At 64.9% G+C, this 16,558-nt stretch carries 16 protein-coding genes and 1 pseudogene; 7 read left to right on the top strand and 10 right to left on the bottom strand.

What is annotated here, in order from left to right; translation table 11 throughout:
- The first annotated feature begins 49 nt into the window (after positions 1-49).
- The 4 genes from JQ566_RS24725 to JQ566_RS24710 are packed head-to-tail and all read left to right on the top strand — an operon-like array spanning position 50 to position 3,209.
- The gene (locus tag JQ566_RS24725; protein WP_212376896.1) at positions 50-949 is read left to right on the top strand and encodes an alpha/beta hydrolase family protein; all 900 of its coding nucleotides are present in this window, start codon (positions 50-52) and stop codon (positions 947-949) included.
- Positions 946-1,413 (top strand): DUF2269 family protein, encoded by a 468-nt coding sequence (locus tag JQ566_RS24720; RefSeq protein WP_212376893.1) that lies wholly within the window; start codon positions 946-948, stop codon positions 1,411-1,413. Before JQ566_RS24725 ends, JQ566_RS24720 begins: the two co-directional genes overlap by 4 nt.
- A gap of 8 nt (positions 1,414-1,421) precedes the next feature.
- A complete protein-coding gene (locus JQ566_RS24715; protein ID WP_212376890.1) occupies positions 1,422-2,741 on the top strand; it encodes an SDR family oxidoreductase in 1,320 nt (439 codons plus the stop codon).
- A 60-nt stretch (positions 2,742-2,801) separates the two neighbouring features.
- The gene (locus JQ566_RS24710) at positions 2,802-3,209 is read left to right on the top strand and encodes a thiol-disulfide oxidoreductase DCC family protein (protein WP_212376887.1); all 408 of its coding nucleotides are present in this window, start codon (positions 2,802-2,804) and stop codon (positions 3,207-3,209) included.
- A gap of 92 nt (positions 3,210-3,301) precedes the next feature.
- Here JQ566_RS24710 and JQ566_RS24705 read toward each other — a convergent pair whose 3' ends face one another.
- The 6 genes from JQ566_RS24705 to JQ566_RS24680 all read right to left on the bottom strand — a co-directional run bounded on the left by JQ566_RS24705 (position 3,302) and on the right by JQ566_RS24680 (position 10,088).
- Entirely contained in the window at positions 3,302-4,549 is a 1,248-nt protein-coding gene (locus JQ566_RS24705; RefSeq protein WP_212376884.1) for a flavin monoamine oxidase family protein, read from the bottom strand.
- A gap of 209 nt (positions 4,550-4,758) precedes the next feature.
- Positions 4,759-6,585, bottom strand: coding sequence for a translational GTPase TypA (gene typA, locus JQ566_RS24700; RefSeq protein ID WP_212376881.1), 1,827 nt, complete (start codon positions 6,583-6,585; stop codon positions 4,759-4,761).
- A gap of 240 nt (positions 6,586-6,825) precedes the next feature.
- Positions 6,826-7,110 (bottom strand): hypothetical protein, encoded by a 285-nt coding sequence (locus JQ566_RS24695; protein ID WP_212376878.1) that lies wholly within the window; start codon positions 7,108-7,110, stop codon positions 6,826-6,828.
- Entirely contained in the window at positions 7,107-8,552 is a 1,446-nt protein-coding gene (locus JQ566_RS24690) for a radical SAM protein (RefSeq protein ID WP_212376875.1), read from the bottom strand. Before JQ566_RS24690 ends, JQ566_RS24695 begins: the two co-directional genes overlap by 4 nt.
- Positions 8,533-9,249, bottom strand: a complete 717-nt coding sequence (locus JQ566_RS24685; RefSeq protein WP_212376959.1) for a prolipoprotein diacylglyceryl transferase — start codon at positions 9,247-9,249, stop codon at positions 8,533-8,535. Before JQ566_RS24685 ends, JQ566_RS24690 begins: the two co-directional genes overlap by 20 nt.
- Before the next feature lie 74 nt (positions 9,250-9,323).
- Positions 9,324-10,088: a Crp/Fnr family transcriptional regulator gene (locus JQ566_RS24680; RefSeq protein WP_212376872.1), complete on the bottom strand. Its 765-nt coding sequence runs from the start codon at positions 10,086-10,088 to the stop codon at positions 9,324-9,326.
- 117 nt (positions 10,089-10,205) lie between these two features.
- Here JQ566_RS24680 and JQ566_RS34690 point away from each other — a divergent pair.
- Positions 10,206-10,316 (top strand): annotated as a pseudogene (locus tag JQ566_RS34690) (response regulator); the annotation flags it as partial.
- 4 nt (positions 10,317-10,320) lie between these two features.
- On the opposite strand, the gene JQ566_RS24675 reads toward JQ566_RS34690, so the two are convergent.
- The 3 genes from JQ566_RS24675 to JQ566_RS24665 form a co-directional block, all read right to left on the bottom strand.
- On the bottom strand, positions 10,321-11,034 hold the full coding sequence (locus JQ566_RS24675) for a hypothetical protein (protein ID WP_212376869.1): 714 nt from the start codon (positions 11,032-11,034) through the stop codon (positions 10,321-10,323).
- A gap of 109 nt (positions 11,035-11,143) precedes the next feature.
- Complete coding sequence (locus JQ566_RS24670; RefSeq protein ID WP_212376866.1) at positions 11,144-12,685, bottom strand: alkaline phosphatase D family protein; 1,542 nt, start codon at positions 12,683-12,685, stop codon at positions 11,144-11,146.
- Between the two features lie 212 nt (positions 12,686-12,897).
- On the bottom strand, positions 12,898-14,343 hold the full coding sequence (locus JQ566_RS24665) for a TAXI family TRAP transporter solute-binding subunit (protein WP_212376863.1): 1,446 nt from the start codon (positions 14,341-14,343) through the stop codon (positions 12,898-12,900).
- A 151-nt stretch (positions 14,344-14,494) separates the two neighbouring features.
- Here JQ566_RS24665 and JQ566_RS24660 point away from each other — a divergent pair, with 151 nt between their 5' ends.
- The gene (locus tag JQ566_RS24660) at positions 14,495-14,785 is read left to right on the top strand and encodes a 4a-hydroxytetrahydrobiopterin dehydratase (RefSeq protein ID WP_212376859.1); all 291 of its coding nucleotides are present in this window, start codon (positions 14,495-14,497) and stop codon (positions 14,783-14,785) included.
- 110 nt (positions 14,786-14,895) lie between these two features.
- A complete protein-coding gene (locus JQ566_RS24655) occupies positions 14,896-15,279 on the top strand; it encodes a YkvA family protein (RefSeq protein ID WP_212376856.1) in 384 nt (127 codons plus the stop codon).
- 239 nt (positions 15,280-15,518) lie between these two features.
- Here the strand turns inward: JQ566_RS24655 and JQ566_RS24650 are convergent, their stop codons facing one another.
- Positions 15,519-16,493, bottom strand: a complete 975-nt coding sequence (locus JQ566_RS24650) for an NADPH:quinone oxidoreductase family protein (RefSeq protein ID WP_212376853.1) — start codon at positions 16,491-16,493, stop codon at positions 15,519-15,521.
- Positions 16,494-16,558: the final 65 nt, after the last annotated feature.

The following is a 16,558-nucleotide window of genomic DNA, read 5'->3' as shown; positions in this document are numbered from 1 at the left end:
CGTTCCTACTAATCTGGCTGTCGCTGTTCGCGTTCGATCTCGGCAATTCATGCGGCTCCTCAACACCATCGCGCTCCTGCCTCTGCTGGCTTTGCTGACTGCGCCGCCTCTGTGCGCTCAGGTCACGCTCGGCCCATCGGGAGAGGAGGGCGAGCCGTTTCGTCGGCAAGAGTGGCTTGTGCCCGCGCCGGATACCGGCCTTGCTGCGCATGCCCTCCTGTTTCGTCCCCCCGGCCCAGGTCCGTTCCGGCTCGCGGTGATCGCGCACGCCTCGACGCAGAATGCGTTGCGTCGTGCGCAAATGCCGCAACCGGAATACCGCCCGCTTGCCGCCTATCTGGTCGCGCGTGGTTTTGCCGTGCTGGTACCGGAGCGGCCCGGCCATGGTGCGACCGGCGGCCGCTATGTCGAGGATCAGGGCGGCTGCGACGATGCCGACTACGCACGCTCGGGCCGGGCAACGGCCGACGCAATTTCACTGGCGCTGGTCCATCTGCAAAAGCAGGATTTCATCCGCAAGGATGCCGCGATCGTGATCGGCCATTCCGCCGGCGGATGGGGTGCGCTGGCGCTCGCCAATGCCGATCCGAAGCTGATCTCCGCGATCACAGTGTTTGCGCCGGGGCGCGGCGGCCATGCCAATGATGAGCCAAACCGAATCTGCGCGCCGCATACGCTGCTTGCCGCGGCAGCGGCGTTCGGCAAGGCGGCGCGCATTCCCGTCACGTGGCTCGTTGCAGTGAATGACAGCTATTTCGCGCCCGCGTTTTCGCAGAAGCTCGTTGATGCGTTTCGCGGAAGCGGCGGCAAGGCCGACTTTCGCTCGCTGCCGGCTGTCGGCCGCGAGGGCCACTGGATGATCGAAACCGAAGCCGGCGTCAAAGCCGCAAGCGGCGAGCTCGCGCGCGCACTGAACCCGCCCAGGCCTGTGGCGACCAAGAAGCCATGACGCTGTATTTCCTGGTCAAATTTATCCATGTGCTCGGCGCCGTCGTCATCCTCGGCACCGGGACCGGCATCGCCTTCTTCATGCTGATGGCCCATCGCACCCAGGATCCGGAGTTCATCGCCCGCACCGCTTCGGTCGTGGTCATCGCGGACGCGATCTTCACGCTGTCAGCGGTGATCCTCCAGCCGGTCAGCGGCGGCGTGCTGATGATGCTGTCGGCGACGTCGATCGCCGAAGGCTGGATTCTTGCTTCGCTCGCGCTCTACGCCGTCGCCGGCCTGTTCTGGATTCCCGTGGTGCTCATGCAGATCGAGATGCGCGATCTTGCGCGCAAGGCCGCCGATCAGCACGCCGCTTTGCCGGAACGCTACTTCGTGCTGTTCCGCCGCTGGTTTGCGTTCGGCTTCCCCGGCTTCGGTGCGACGATGGCGATCCTGTGGCTGATGATCGCAAAGCCGTTTTGAGGGACGCGATGAGTGAGCGAACCATTCTGGTGCTCGGCGCCTCCGGCCTGATCGGCCGCTTCGTCGCCGACGATCTGCGCACGCGGGGCTTTCGCGTCGTCGGCGTAGCGCGGAGCCTGTCGCCGGCGCAGGCAATGAGCGCGCTGGACATCGAGCTGCCGATCCTCATCCTCGATGCGGCCGCGCTGACGCGCCTCCTCAGCGAGCATTCCGTTGATGTCGTGGTGAACTGCCTCGGCGTGCTCCAGGATGGCCCCGGCAGCAACACGAGCGCGGTGCATCGCGATTTCGTCGCGCGGCTGCTTCAGGCAATCGGCGGCAGCGGTCGCGCAATCCGGCTGGTGCATATCTCGATCCCCGGCTCCGCGGAGGCGGATCGCACCGCCTTCGCCACCACCAAGCGCGAGGCCGAGCGGCTGATCGGGACTAGCGGCATTCCCCATGCCATCCTACGGCCCGGCTTCGTGGTCGCGCCGTCAGCCTATGGCGGCAGCGCCATGCTCCGCGCACTTGCTGCCTTCCCGGTTGATTTGCCCGCCAAGGAAATGGCAGCGCCATTCCACCCCGTCGCGATCGAGGATATTTCGGCGACCATCGCCTGGCTCGCCGCACGCGACATCGACGATGCCTCCGTGAAGGCGGTGAGTTGGGATCTGATGCAGGCCGAACCGGCCACCGTGGCCGGCGTCGTCAAGCAGTTTCGGCATGCGTTCGGCACAGCCGGCTGGCCACGCATCGCGATGCCGCGCTTCATGCTCGATCTCGGCGCGAAACTCGGTGATCTCGCCAGCTATCTCGGCTGGATGCCTCCGATGCGCTCAACGGCCATCGCCGAGCTGCGCCGCGGCGTGATCGGCGATCCCTCCGCGTGGATCGCCGCCACGGGCATCGCGCCGAAGACGCTGGCTGAGACGGTCGGGCGCCATCCCGCCACCATCCAGGACAAATGGTTCGCGCGCCTGTTTCTGGTCAAGGCGCTGATTGTCGCGAGCCTGGTCGCGTTCTGGATCGTCTCGGGCTTCATCGCGCTGTTCGTGTCCTACCGCGCCGCCGCCGGGATTTTGAGCGCACACAATTTCCCGCCCGCGCTGGTCGATCCCATCACCATCGGCACCAGCCTGATGGACATGAGCATCGGCGTGCTGATCGCCTTCCGCCGCACCGCGGCGGTCGGGCTCGTCGCGGGCATTTTGGCGTCGCTCGGCTATATGATTGGCGCGGCGATCCTGACGCCCGACCTGTGGGTCGAACCGCTCGGCGCGCTGGTGAAAACGGGGCCGGCGATCGTGCTGATGCTGGTCGCGCTTCTGATGCTGGATAATCGATAGCGTTTTCGAGCGAAGTGGATCCCGGTTCGCTTAAAGAAAACGCGTCAAAAAGAGAGTCTGATGCCCAGATGGCCCGACGATGACGTGATCCTGTTCGACGGCGTCTGCATCTTCTGCTCGCGCTGGGTGCGTTTTGTTGCCAAGCGCGATACGGCGAAGCGGTTTCGCTTCACCCCGATCCAGTCGGACTATGGGGTACGGCTCGCGCGCACGTTCGGCATCGATCCCGACGATCCTGATACCAACGCGGTGGTCCATGGCGGCGAGGTCTTCATGAAGTCCGACGCCGCACTAACGGTGCTGTCACAGATTCCCGGCTGGGGATGGGTGCGCGCATTATTCGTCGTGCCAAAGCCGCTGCGGGACCTCGTGTACAACCTCATCGCGCGCAATCGCTATCGCATCTTCGGCAAGTACGATGCCTGCTTCGTGCCAGATGCCGATTTGCGGGCGCGGGTGATCGAGTAATTCGTCATTGCGAGCGCAGCGAAGCAATCCAGACTGCCACCGCGGAAAGATTCTGGATTGCTTCGCTGCGCTCGCAATGACGGAGCTCCTAGTTACAGCTTGCCCAGAGTCGCGAGCACTTCCTTCGCCGCCCGCTCGCCGCTGTCCCGCGCGCCATGCGCCGTCGTGAAGAAGGTCGGCGACGTTGCCTCGCCGGCGAAGAACAGCCGGCCATCCACCGGTGCGGCCAACACCGCGCGATCCCCCGCGTGCCCGGGCAGCGCGTGCGAATAGGACCCCCGCGCGAAGGGATCGCGGGCCCAGCGGGACTCGCAGAGCGGCTTCAGCTTGTCCCTGATATCGTTGCCGAGGAACCCCGCGATCTCGTCGATGCTGTGCGCGGCGATGGCGCCTTCGCCGGCGTCTTCCAGCTCGCGGGCAAAGCTGCCGCCGAAGAAGCCTTCGATGCAGGGCTGGCCGAACGGGCGGATGTGATAGGTGCCCATCTCGGTCCGCATGGTGGCGCCGCGCAGGTTGCCCTCCTTCGGAAAGGCCTCGGCGTCGTCGAGCGCCAGCGTCACCTTGTTGTCGACGCCGAGCGGCAGGCCGGCGGCGGCATCGACCTTGGCCGGGAGCGGCGGCGAGAAGCGGATCGTCTCATCGGCGATGAGATTGGTCGGCACGGTGACGATCACCTTGTCGGCCGCCAGCGTGCCCTGCGAGGTCTCGATGCGGATGCGTATGCCCGAATGATCGATCAGCGTGACGTTGCAGTTCAGCGCCACCGGGCAAGGCGCACCATAGGCTGCAATCAGCGCGCCATAGCCGCGACGGACGCGCCAGTTGAGGTTGGTGTCCTCATAGGCGTCCCAGTCCAGCGTCGACATATCCCGCAGCTCGCAGCCGTTGATATAGGTCGAGATCGCGTCGATCATTGGATTCCAGCGATTGCCGGGCTCGAGGCTCAAGCTCGCGGGCTCGTCCTTGCCCTTCTGCGCGGCCTGCCACAGGCGCTCATAGAACGCGTCCATCGCGCGCATGAAATCGTCGCGCTGGTCTTGCGGAAACGCGCTGCCATAGGCGCGCTCACGCCAGGGCGGCAGGTCCTTGTTGAGCTCGAAACCCTGCCGCTGCGCGATTGTGACGAAGGAGTTCTTGTCCGCCGAATGCAGCCAGCCGCAGCCGACGTCGAAGATGACCTCAGGCGAGGCCTGCACGGTCCAGGCCCGGCCGCCGAGCCTGTTACGCGCCTCCAGCACGATCACGGAGAGGCCGGAGCCCGCCAGCGCATGCGCCGCACCGAGGCCGGCGGCACCGGCGCCGATGATCGCGACGTCGACGGAGGAGGGGAGGGAGGTCATGGGCGGGCTCTAGCACGTCTGTGATACGCGCTGAAGCCGCCCCCGCACAGCTGTCATCACCCGCGTAGGCGGGTGATCCAGTATCCCAGAGGCAGTCGCAATAGAGCCGAGAAGCTGCGGCGTACTGGATTCCCCGCCGGAGCCTGTCATCGGGCTCGCCGAAGGCGAGACCCGGTGGCGGGGAATGACAGCGAGTGAGAGCGGCGGCCTTACGCCACCGCTTCCTTGGCCTTTTCCGCGCGCTTGCGCTCGTTGGGGTCGAGGTGCTTCTTGCGCAGGCGGATCGACTTCGGGGTCACCTCGACGAGCTCGTCGTCCTCGATATAGGCGAGCGCCTTTTCCAGCGTCATGCGGATCGGCGGGGTCAGGCGCACGGCTTCGTCCTTCGAGGTCGTGCGGATGTTGGTGAGCTGCTTGCCCTTGAGCACGTTGATCTCGAGATCGTTGTCGCGGGTGTGCTCGCCGACGATCATGCCCTTGTAGACCTTCCAGCCCGGCTCGATCATCATCGGGCCGCGGTCCTCCAGCTTGAACATGGCGTAGGCCACCGCTTCGCCCTGGTCATTGGAGATCAGCACGCCGTTGCGGCGGCCCTGGATCTCGCCCTTGTACGGCGCATAGCCGTGGAACAGGCGGTTCATGATCGCGGTGCCGCGGGTGTCGGTGAGCAATTCGCCCTGATAGCCGATCAGGCCGCGGGTCGGCGCGTAGAACACCAGGCGCTGGCGGTTGCCGCCGGACGGCTTCATCTCGACCAGCTCGGACTTACGCTCGCTCATCTTCTGCACGACGACGCCGGAATGCTCCTCGTCGACGTCGATCACGACTTCCTCGATCGGCTCCATGGTGGCGCCGGTCGCTTCGTCCTTCTGGTACACGACGCGCGGACGCGACACCGAGAGCTCAAAACCTTCGCGGCGCATGGTCTCGATCAGGATCGCGAGCTGAAGTTCGCCGCGACCGGAGACTTCCATCGCGTCCTTGTCGGCGGCTTCGACCACGCGCAGCGCGACATTGCCCTCGGCTTCGCGCAACAGACGGTCGCGGATCATGCGGCTCGTCACCTTGTCGCCTTCGGTGCCGGCGAGCGGGGAGTTGTTGACGATGAACGACATCGACACGGTCGGCGGGTCGATCGGCTGCGCCGGCAGCGGCACCTCGACGGTCGGGTCGCAGAAGGTGTCGGCGACGGTGCCCTTGGTGAGGCCCGCAATCGCGACGATGTCGCCGGCTTCCGCTTCATCGAGCGGGGTGCGCTCGAGGCCGCGGAACGCCAGGATCTTGGTGATGCGCCCGGACTCGACCAGCTTGCCGTCGGCGTTCAGCACCTTGACCTGCTGGTTCGGCTTGAGCACGCCGGACGAGATGCGGCCGGTGATGATGCGGCCGAGATAGGGGTTGGCCTCCAGGATGGTGCCGATCATCTTGAACGGACCTTCCTCGACCTTGGGCGGCGCGACGTGGCGCAAGATCAGGTCGAACAGCGGCTCCATGCCCTTGTCCTTCGGACCCTCGGGGCTCTCGGCCATCCAGCCCTGCTTTGCCGACCCGTAGAGGATCGGGAAATCCAGCTGCTCCTCGCTGGCATCGAGCGCCGCGAACAGGTCGAACACCTCGTTGATGACCTCGGTCGGGCGCGCGTCGGGACGGTCGACCTTGTTGATGACGACGATCGGCTTGAGGCCGACCTTGAGCGCCTTGGAGACCACGAACTTGGTCTGCGGCAGCGGGCCTTCGGCGGCGTCGACCAGCACCAGGGCACCGTCCACCATGTTGAGGATGCGCTCGACCTCGCCGCCGAAATCGGCGTGGCCGGGGGTGTCGACGATGTTGACCCGGGTGTCCTTCCACTGCACCGAGGCCGCCTTGGCCAGGATGGTGATGCCGCGCTCGCGCTCCAGATCGTTGGAGTCCATGGCGCGTTCGGTCACCTTCTGGTTCTCGCGGAACGTGCCGGATTGCTGCAGGAGACGGTCGACGAGGGTCGTCTTGCCGTGGTCGACGTGGGCGATGATGGCGACGTTACGAAGATTCATGAGTGAGCTTCTTTGCGGTCGAACAATGGGTTAAGCGCGATCTCGCCGGTCGGACCGGGACCTCTTCTCGAAACAACGCTGGAAGACTGGAAACGGGGCGCTTTGCGCCCAAAAAGGAAGCCCGGCCATATCAGACCGGGCGCCCTGCGCGTTTGCGGCGCAATATATGCAAAAACCGCCAAAAAACAATGTGTTCTTTGGCCGTTGGTTGATTGAATTTTGTCCGGGAATCTCCGGGGCTTAGGGCTGGGTTCCGGGATGGGCGGGGGCTTTCCGCCCCCTGATGGCCGCCCAGATCAGGACGACGCCTCCGATGCCGACGACCACGCCCAGGAACACCAGCGGCGCGATGTCGGAATCGATCCGGCCGCTCTCGGATATCGAGATTCCGCCGAACAGGACTGCGCAGAGGCCCGGCAGCAGCAGGATCACCCCTGCGATCACCATCAACGCGGTGAGGCAGCCGCTGCGTACCTGGCCGGGCGTCGGGACGGGCGGCAGAACCGGTGGTGGCGTATCGCTCATTGTCGCGCTTCCTCGCTCTGTCTCGCCTCGCGATAAGTCTGCCCTTCGAGCTCGGCGCGGATCCGGGAGATCGCGCCGTTGCGGTAGAACAGATTGTAGGTGTCGAACGGAATGATCGCGCCCTGCTCGGTCACGAAATGGATGCAGCTGCGCTTGACGTTGCCGACGCAGAAATTGAAGCGGTCGAGAAACTGCACGATGGTCACGCGGAAGACGTTCTCGTAAGTGAGACCCTGCGGCACCTCGAAGCTCGGCAGGCAGCACAGCAATTCGCAGACGCGCTCGCTGGTGTTGAGGGGCCCCGACGACAGCGAGAACAGATCGACGAATTTTTCCCGCAGCATCGGATATTTTTCCGGGCTGATGGTGTTGGGCATCACCGCAACCAGCTGTTCCTGCGGGATCAGCGACGTCAGCGGCAGCACCTTCGCGCCGTTGCGCAGGCCGTAGCCGATCGAGATGCTTTCGGGATTGCAGGGCAGCGGGATCATGTCCTTGTCGCCGAACACGCCGGTCTCGACCACGCGCTTGCGAATCTCCGACAGCATGATGCGGTCGGTATTTTTGTCGAAATTCTCGTTGCGGCCGGCATCCTGCACCGGCTGCAAGGTGACACCGCGCACGCATGTCCAGGTCAGCGCGTGGCGCACGATGTCGCCGATCTCGGAATCGTTGACGCCGCGCTTGATGGTCGCGACCAGCGTGGTCGAGATGCCATAATGCTCGAGATTCTCCAGCGCCTGCTGGCGGATCTTGCGCAAATCCGCGCCGCGCAGGTTGATCAACGCATCGCGCTGCAGCGAATCGAACTGGAGATAGACCTCCAGCCCGCGACTGTTCTCGGCGAGCCGCGCCACAAAATCCTTTTCGCGGGCGATGCGCAGGCCGTTGGTGTTGATCATGACGTGGCGGATCGGGCGGGCGCGCACGGCGTCCAGGATCTCGAAGAAGTCGGGATGCAGCGTCGGCTCGCCGCCGGAAATCTGCACGAGGTCAGGCTCGCCTTCGCTCGCGACCAGCGCGTCGAGCATCTTCTCCACCGTCGCGAGCGGAGTGAATTTCGTTCGTGCCGGCGAAGATTCGGCGAAGCAGACCGGACAGGTGAGGTTGCAGTGCTCGGTGATCTCGATCAGCGCCAGGCAGGAATGCTGCTCATGGTCGGGACAGAGACCGCAATCATAGGGACAGCCGAATTCGGTACGCTCTTGGAATTGTAGCGGGCGGTCACCCGGCTTGATGAAATCCTTGCACAGGCGCCAATAGGCGGCATCCGTCGACACCAGCGTCGACTGAACGCCATGCTCCCGGCAGCGCTTTTCGTACCAGACCTCGTTGTCGAGAATCTGGATCTTGGTCTGCACCAGCTTCAGGCAGGTCTCGCAGAGGGATTGGGTCTGGCCCCAGAAGATGTAGGGGCGCGACTTACGCAACGGCGCGTTCATGCACGGGTCTCGCTTTGGGTGCCGTCGCCAGCATGAAGGCGGCATAGAGCAGGATCGACAGCGACAGCAGGTGAAACAGGGTGAAGGGGCCGATCAGCGTGCCATAGGGCTTGAGGAATTCCCACAGGAAGCGTTGTGCTCCGTAATAGGCGAGCACCAGGTAGAAACCATTGGTGATCGTGAACGCGTTCCGGTTCAAGACCGCCAGCACATAGAAGGCTGCGAATACGGCCAGGGCCGCGCTTTCGTAGAGCTGCACAGGATGGCGAGGAACGCCGTCGCCGAAATCATGGCCGAAGGGCAGCGCCGTCGGCGTGCCATAGGTGAAGTCGTCGAGGCCCGCGAAGTAGCAGCCGAGCCGGCCGATCGCGATGCCGAGCGCCAGCGGCAGTGCAAACCGCGCGCCGGTTCGCACCGTGATCCCCGCGGACCATTTGTAGAGCTCGATCGCCACGATGCCGCCGGCCAGCGCGCCCTCGACCGAGCGCGCAATGCCGCTCTGGCCCGACAGCCACAGATTGGCGGAGCCGAACAGATAGGCGCCGATGCCGGCGCCGAACACCAGCGCGGCGATATAGGGCAGCGCGAAGGATTGCGCCGGAAACTGCAAGCCTCGTCGCGACAGCCAGTAGATCGCCGCCGCGGCCGCCAGCCAAGCAGCGATGTCGAAGAGAGTGTGAAGCAAAGCCCCGCCCATGCGGGGAGAGTATAGCACGGTTACGTTCAAACAGCGCGATGCGCATGACTGCGCCCTCTGCCCTTGTGACCCGCTTACCCCGCCTCCCGCTCCTCGGTCGGATAGACCCCGCGCAGCACCTCCTCGAAATGCATTTTCACGGCGTCATTGCACAGGCAGGCGCGTAGCCTCAGGCCATCGCGGCTGCGAACCAGGATCGAACCGCGCCTTGTGTCGAGAATCCGTTCCGCCCTAAACGACTGAAGCACGCGGCTGGCATAGCTGCGCCCGACCCCGAGCAGCGTCGCGAGCTGCTCATGGGTGAGCTGCACGCTGGTTTCGTCGCCGGTCCGCTCCATCGCCGCCAAAATCCATTTGGCGGTGCGCTGTTCGATCGAATGGATCGCGTTACAGGCGGTCGACTGGAAGATCTGGGCCAGCATGCAATCGGCATAGCGGGCAAAGATGTTGCGCAGCGACGCCGAGCGCAGCTTGGCCGCTTCCAGCTTGGCAACGTGAATGCGCGCAAACGGTCCGCCGAATTTCACGCAGATGCGGGTATAGGCCGGCAGAAATCCCTCGCTGACGATGCCGCCCACCGCGCCTTCGCGGCCGACCAGAATGGTTTCGACGTCGCGGCCATCCTCGTTGGCGACGAGGAAAGTCGCGAGTGACGGTCCGCAGGGGAAGTGGACGACCTGGACGTCATCGCCGGGATTGTAGAGCAATCGGCCTGCTGCGGAGTCCTCGACGGTCACGTGCGGTGCCAGGAGGGCGTAGTCTGCCTGGCTCAAACGCCGCAGCAGATTGTTGGCCGGCCGGCTCTCGACCTCGGTGACCTTGCCGATGCGCGCATCCATCGTGAACTCCCGTCCTTCCTCCCCACTTAGCGAGCTCCATCCGTCCCCTGCGTGCACAAGTGGACAGACTCAAGAACGATGATGTGGTGAGTTTCGTTCCGGGAACCCCCCGGTGCCGGCTACGGCGCCGAGGCGCGCATTCCGCCCGAATTGGCGGGCCAGCCGCGGCTGCAGAAGCCGTGCTCGAGCGAGGTGCTGGAAGCGGCGCTTCAGGCGCGGGACACCTGACCGCCTATTTGCCGGAGCGAATGCAGAGCTCGGCGAGGTCGGTCTCGACGCCCTTGAAGAATGTGTGCGGAAACGGCGGCGGCGATGAGGCCTTCTTGATCGCCGCAGTCTGCGCAATCGCCTCTTGATCGGACAATTGCAGGAAACGTTTCAGCGCCTTCGAACGACTCTTGCTGGCGAACGTCTCCAACCGCTCTTCAGTTGCATCCGTCGGATTGAGACGGAGCAGAGCTTCGTTGCCGGTCTCCAATGGGTAGACCGCTCCAAGTTTCACGCGGGCGATCACGTTGTAGCGGTCGAAATGCTCGAAGATCAAATCCAGGATCTTCGCCTGACGTATCGGCTCTTCCATCGCGAGATAGCGCTTCACGTCCGGATTGCTCTTCAGGCTTTCCAGTTCGGCTGCGCCGGCAAATGGATTGTCGGAGTTCTGCCGGTCGATGAACGCCGATGCGCCTTCCAGCATGCGCGTGCCCCATGTGATGACGATATCGCGGCCGCGCGGTTCGAGCTGGTCGGCAGCTAACCCCTTGTCCGTCAGGCATGCCGGGTCGGCGCTTGCGCGCAGTGACTTGCCGAGCTCGGCGGTCAGCGCCTTGCCGTAAGGCGAAGCGAAGGCCTCGCGCACCAGCGTCGCTTTGTCCTGGGTCTGCGCGCATGTGGGGGATGCTGCGCTCAGCAGGAGCGCGATAACGATCGTTCGGCGGCTGAACGGCACGGCATCAACTCGAAAATGGCTCGGACGGCATCACGCCCTCGAAAATGCGCGGGCGCCTGCAATTGTCGTCCGGGCCGGCCGGAAGGTTCATCCGGCTTCGAATTGGCCGTCACGCAAGCTTCGGATCGAGCGTGGTCGACCACAGCGCGACGTCGGCGCGATCGCGCAAGGTGACCGTCATCTGGCCTGAGGCGCCGTCGATCTCGACGTGACCGAAGAACTGCATGCCCGCTGACGGCGGCAGGTTCTGGCTGTCCTTGCCCGGCGCCTTGACGAAGCGCACCTCGGGGCCAAAGGTGTTGTCGAGCGCGTTCGGACCGAACGTGCCGGCATGCAGCGGGCCCGAGACGAATTCCCAGAACGGGTCGAACTCCTGGAATTGCGCCTTGTTCGGATCGTAATAATGCGCGGCGGCGTAATGCACGTCTGCCGTCAGCCACACCGTGTTGCGGATCGGCGCCATCTTGATGAAGCGGAGGATGTCGGCGATCTCGAACTCGCGGCCACGCACCGGGCCGTCGCCCTGCGCAATGGCTTCCGAGCCGCCCTTCGGCGTGTCCGAGACGACAAGGCTGATCGGCATGTCCGAGGCGATCACCTTCCACGTCGCGCGCGAATTGAGGAGGCCGCGCTTGAGCCAGGCGATCTGGTCCGGGCCGAGGAAATAGCTCGCCGGGCCGTAAGCGGTTTCGAGATTGGCGCCGTTCGGGCCGCGATAGCTGCGCTCGTCGAGCACGAACACGTCGAGATGCGGGCCGTAGGAGATCTGGCGATAGACGCGGCCGGGCTCGGTGATGCTCTCGCGCATCGGGTACATCTCGTGAAAGGCGCGACCCGCGCGGGCCGCGAGCAGCGAGATGTCGCGTACCTTGTAGGCGGCCGGCAGCTCCTTCGAGAGCGACCAGTTGTTGGTGACTTCGTGGTCGTCCCACTGCACGAAGATCGGCACTTCGGCATTGAAGGCGCGGAGATTGCCGTCGGTGAGATTGTATTTGTGCGCGGCGCGGTACTCGTCCAGCGTCTCTGCAACCTTGGCCTTCTCCGGGATGGTCAGGTTCTTCCAGATCTTGCCATCGGCAAGCTTCACCTCGGATTGGATAGGGCCGTCGGCATAGATCGTGTCGCCGGAATGCAGGAAGAAATCCGGACGGTGCTTGCGCATCGCCGAGAAGGTGAGCATGCCGCCATCGTCGGGGTTGATGCCCCAGCCCTGCCCTGCGACGTCGCCGCCCCAGACGAAGCTGACGTCGCGGCGGTCGGCCGGCGCGGTGCGGAAGCGGCCGACGACGGACTCGCCTTCGATAGCGCTATGCGAGAGGTCGCGGAAGCGGACGCGGTAGAAGATGTCTTGGCCGGCCGGAAGATTTTCAACCAGCATCTTCGCGGTGAAATCGCTCTCGGGCAGCGCCGCGATCGGCGGCAGCGCACGGGCGTCCTTGAAGGACTCGGTCGTCGCCACCTCGACCAGCATCTGCGCTGGACGGTCGGCGCGCGCCCACACCACGCCGCCACTGGCGGTGACATCGCCCGCCTGCACACCGTGGGTGACCGCCGGCCGGTCGGCTGCGCGCGACAGATGGGGCATTGCGATGGCCCCGAGCGCGCCGGTGCCGGTCGCGAGGAAACGGCGGCGGGAGAAATTGATGTTCATGAAGGATGGCTCCGAACCCGAGCTCGCAGGAAGGCACGTCATTCCGGGGCGCGCCGTCAGGCGCGAACTATGGTGCGCAATTGCGCACCTGAGAATCCATTTCTCCTCGCGAATGCGGCTCGATGGATTCCGGGTTCGCGCGTTGCGCGCCCCGGAATGACGGTGGAAGCTATATTGAGACAATGTGACGCAGCAATAACGCACGCCAGCGCTTAGGCGTTGCCGGCGGCCCTGAACTGCGCCCCCGCGCGTTGCAGGTTCTGCGGCAGGCTCATCAGCACCGCCTTGCGGTCGGCGACGGCGGCGTGGAACTGGTCGAGTGCGATGTTGAAGGCAGTGAGCCCGCCTTCCTCGATCGCGCCGTGATCGAAGCAGCGCAGCGTGTCGCGCAGGATCTCGTCGGCCTCGGCCTGCATCTGGTCGAGCTCTTCGGTCGTCTCGCATTTGCGCGCCGCGGCGATCATGTCCAGCAGCCGCTCGCGCAGATGGCTGTTGTTGTCGCGCTCGTCTCTCTTGAGGTAACCCGCGAACCAGGCGCCGATCGAGCCCATGGCGGACAATGCCATCAGACCCCACCAGATGTAATCGCTGTACTTGTCGAGGAAGGTCTTTTCCTCGCCGTCGACGAAGGCGGCCGCACCCGGATGCACCGGGATCACCGCATCCTTGTCGGTATCGGGCGTTTCGATCTTCGCCGCGAGCGGAAATTCCGTGACCAGTTGCTGGCGAACGGCGAAGAGCTGGCGTGTGAACGCCGCGATGGTGGTTTCGGACACACCTTTGCGCGCCACGATGTGGTGCGAGAAGCTGATGGTCTTGACCTCGTCCTCCGGGCGGGCGGGCGAGCCGCCATAGGTGCCGGCGGGAATCTCGGATGCTTCGTAGACCGGATGGTTTTGCGCGATCGCGTCCGCCGAATCGATCGCGAGGAAGGTAGGCGCGCCGAAATCCTTGGTGGAGGCGGCGATCGCGTCCGCCGTGATCTTGCTGTTGACGGGGCCGGCCGCGAGATAGACGTCGGCCTTCTGCGCCTTGATCGCCTCGGCTGCTTCGTTCGCCGGGAATTGCACGATCTCGACCTTGGCGGGATCGACGCCATATTGCTGCAGGATCACCTTGAGCAGGTTGACGTTGGCCTGGGTGCGGCCGACCACGCCGACGCGATGACCAGCGAGCTGCGCGACCTTGGTGATCTTGGGGCCCCGCTTCTTGCCTTTGCCCGGCACGGACCACAGCACCGCGACGTTCTTGCGCAGGGTCGCGACCGCTTGCGCGTTCTTCGGCACCTCGAGGTCGCCGCGCACGATGGCGAGATCGACCTTGCCTTCCGCGAGCGCGTTGGCGCTGGCCGTGGCGCCGTCAGTCTGGATCGGCCGCAGCCGCACATGGCCCTTGCTCTGCGTGAAGGCCTGCGTCAGCGTCTGCACGACCTTGACGTCGTCGCTGTTGGCGGGGCCGACCGCGATCTTGAGCGTCACGGGGCGCATCGCGAAGTAATAGCCGCCGGCGAGCGCGCCGATGATCGCAAGCACGAGTGCCAGAGACACGAGCGCCGTCTTCCGCGCCGCGGATCGCGGCGAAGGCGGAGGGGGCGTTTCGGCCAGGTCCAATCCCCCGGTCATCGATTTCCCAAACGGGCGCTTCAGGCTCAGTTTCATCTCGGCCGGCGATTACACCCACAATTGTAGCAAATTTCTTGTCCGGCGGGGTTACATCTCCGTCATGGTTAGCGGATGCAGGAAATCCCGTATGAACCCGGGCGCCGGGGCGGTGTTAGAGTAAAGTTCCCCTTAGAGGACGGAGACGACCATGGCAGAACGGCTCTCGGCGGAGGCGCGCAAGCAGGCGCTGGGCGGACTACCGGGCTGGACCGAAGTCCAGGGCCGCGACGCTATCGCGAAGACCTTTGTCTTCAAGGATTTCAACGAGGCGTTCGGCTTCATGACCCGCGCCGCGCTGGTCGCCGAGAAGATGGATCACCACCCCGAATGGCGCAACGTCTACAAGACGGTGGAGGTGGTGCTGTCGACCCACGACGCCGGCGGCGTCACCGCGCTCGACATGGCGCTGGCCAAGGCGATGAACGCCATCGCAGGCTGACACTTGACGGATACTTGGCTGACGTCTTGCAGGGACCGGCCGCATCCCCATCTTGTGATCAGCCGGGATGGGGCGATCCGCCGCCTCCGGCAGAACGGGAGCATTCGAGCATGGCTGCCGAGCACGGCGTCGGCTTCGAGCCGGCCGATCGGCTCGCGGAAGATCGCGAGAGCGTGCGCCGCCGCTTCTGGCGCAAGCTGAAGCGTGTCGCCGCGCAGCTGCCGTTCGCGGAAGATTTGCTTGCCGCCTATTACTGCGCGTTCGACCGGCAGACGCCGCGCCACGTCCAGGCCTCGCTGTTGGGAGCGATCGCCTATTTCATCCTGCCGTTCGACTTCGTCGCGGACGTGATGCCGATCCTCGGCTTCGCCGATGACGCCGCCGTGCTCGCCACCGCGATCCGCATGGTCGCCAGCCACATCACGACCGAGCACCGCGAAGCCGCGCGCGCCGCGCTGAAGCGTGGGGTGGAGGAGGGCGAGGCGGCGCGGTAGGGGCGATTCAACCACACCCACCGCTGTCATTCCCCGCGACCCGGCTACGCCAAGGCTTCGCCGGGGTTGAGGTCCAGGGGCGCCGAAGCTTTAGCGAAGGCGGCAGGCGGGGAATCCAGTACGCCGCGGCCTCTCGATTCAATCACTGCCGTCTCGGAATACTGGATCGCCCGGTCAAGCCGGGCGATGACAGTTGAGTGTGTGGCGATGGCGTCGCGACGCCATTCGCCGCAAGGTCGTTAAGGATGCAGAATCACCTTGCCCATGGCCTGACGTCCCGCCAGCACCTTCAGCGCGTCCGCCGTCTGCGCCAGCGGGAAGGTGCGGTCGACATGCGATGAGATCTTGTCTTCCGCGGTCCACTTCACGAGCTTCTCGAGATTGGCGCGATTCTTCGCCGGGTTGAGCCGGGTCCATGCGCCCCAGAACACGCCGCGGATGTCGCAGCCCTTCAGCAAGGCGAGGTTCAGCGGCATCTTCGGGATGTCGCCGGCGGCAAAGCCGATCACGAGGAAGCGGCCCTCCCAGGCGATCGAGCGCAGCGCCTGCTCGGCATATGCGCCGCCCACGGGATCGAAGACGATGTCGACGCCCTTGCCGCCCGCCAGCTTGCGCAGGCCTTCCTTCAGATCTTCCTTGGCGTAGTTCAGCGTCAGCTCGGCGCCATGCGCCTTGGCGAATTCGAGCTTCTCGTCCGACGAGGCGCAGGCGATCACCTTCAGGCCCATCAGCTTGCCGAGCTCGCAGGCGGCAAGGCCCGTGCCGCCGGCTGCGCCGAGCACCGCGAGCGTCTCGCCGGGCTTCGGGCTGGCGCGATCTTCCAGCGCATGCAGCGCGGTGCCGTAGATGATGATGATGCCGGCCGCGCGGTCGTAGTCGAGATTATCAGGAATCTTCACGATCGAGGCCGCCGGCAGCGCGATCTTCTCGCGCGCGCCGTTGTGGCCGCAGGAGGCAACCACGCGATCGCCGACCTTCAGGTCGGTGACACCAGCGCCGATGCTCTCGATCACGCCGGCAACTTCCGCCGCCGGCGAGAACGGGAACGGCGGCTTGATCTGGTACTTGCCCTGGATCATCAGGATGTCGAAGAAATTCAGCGCCGCCGCCTTGATCGCGATTACGGCTTCGCCGGGGCCCGCCACCGGATCCGGCACCTCGGCCAGCACGAGATCGTCGGGCTGGCAATATTGCGAGCAGAGGATGGCTTTCATGGCGGCACCTTGAGGCGTTTCGAGTGGAATTATAGTTAGGCCGTTTCTGCCGGATTTAGGCAGTG

Origin of the sequence: Bradyrhizobium sp. SZCCT0231 (assembly GCF_018130245.1) — a bacterium.
GTDB lineage: Bacteria > Pseudomonadota > Alphaproteobacteria > Rhizobiales > Xanthobacteraceae > Bradyrhizobium > Bradyrhizobium japonicum_F.
Note: the sequence above shows the minus strand (reverse complement) of the source record. Positions and strands in the feature narration are given on the sequence as shown.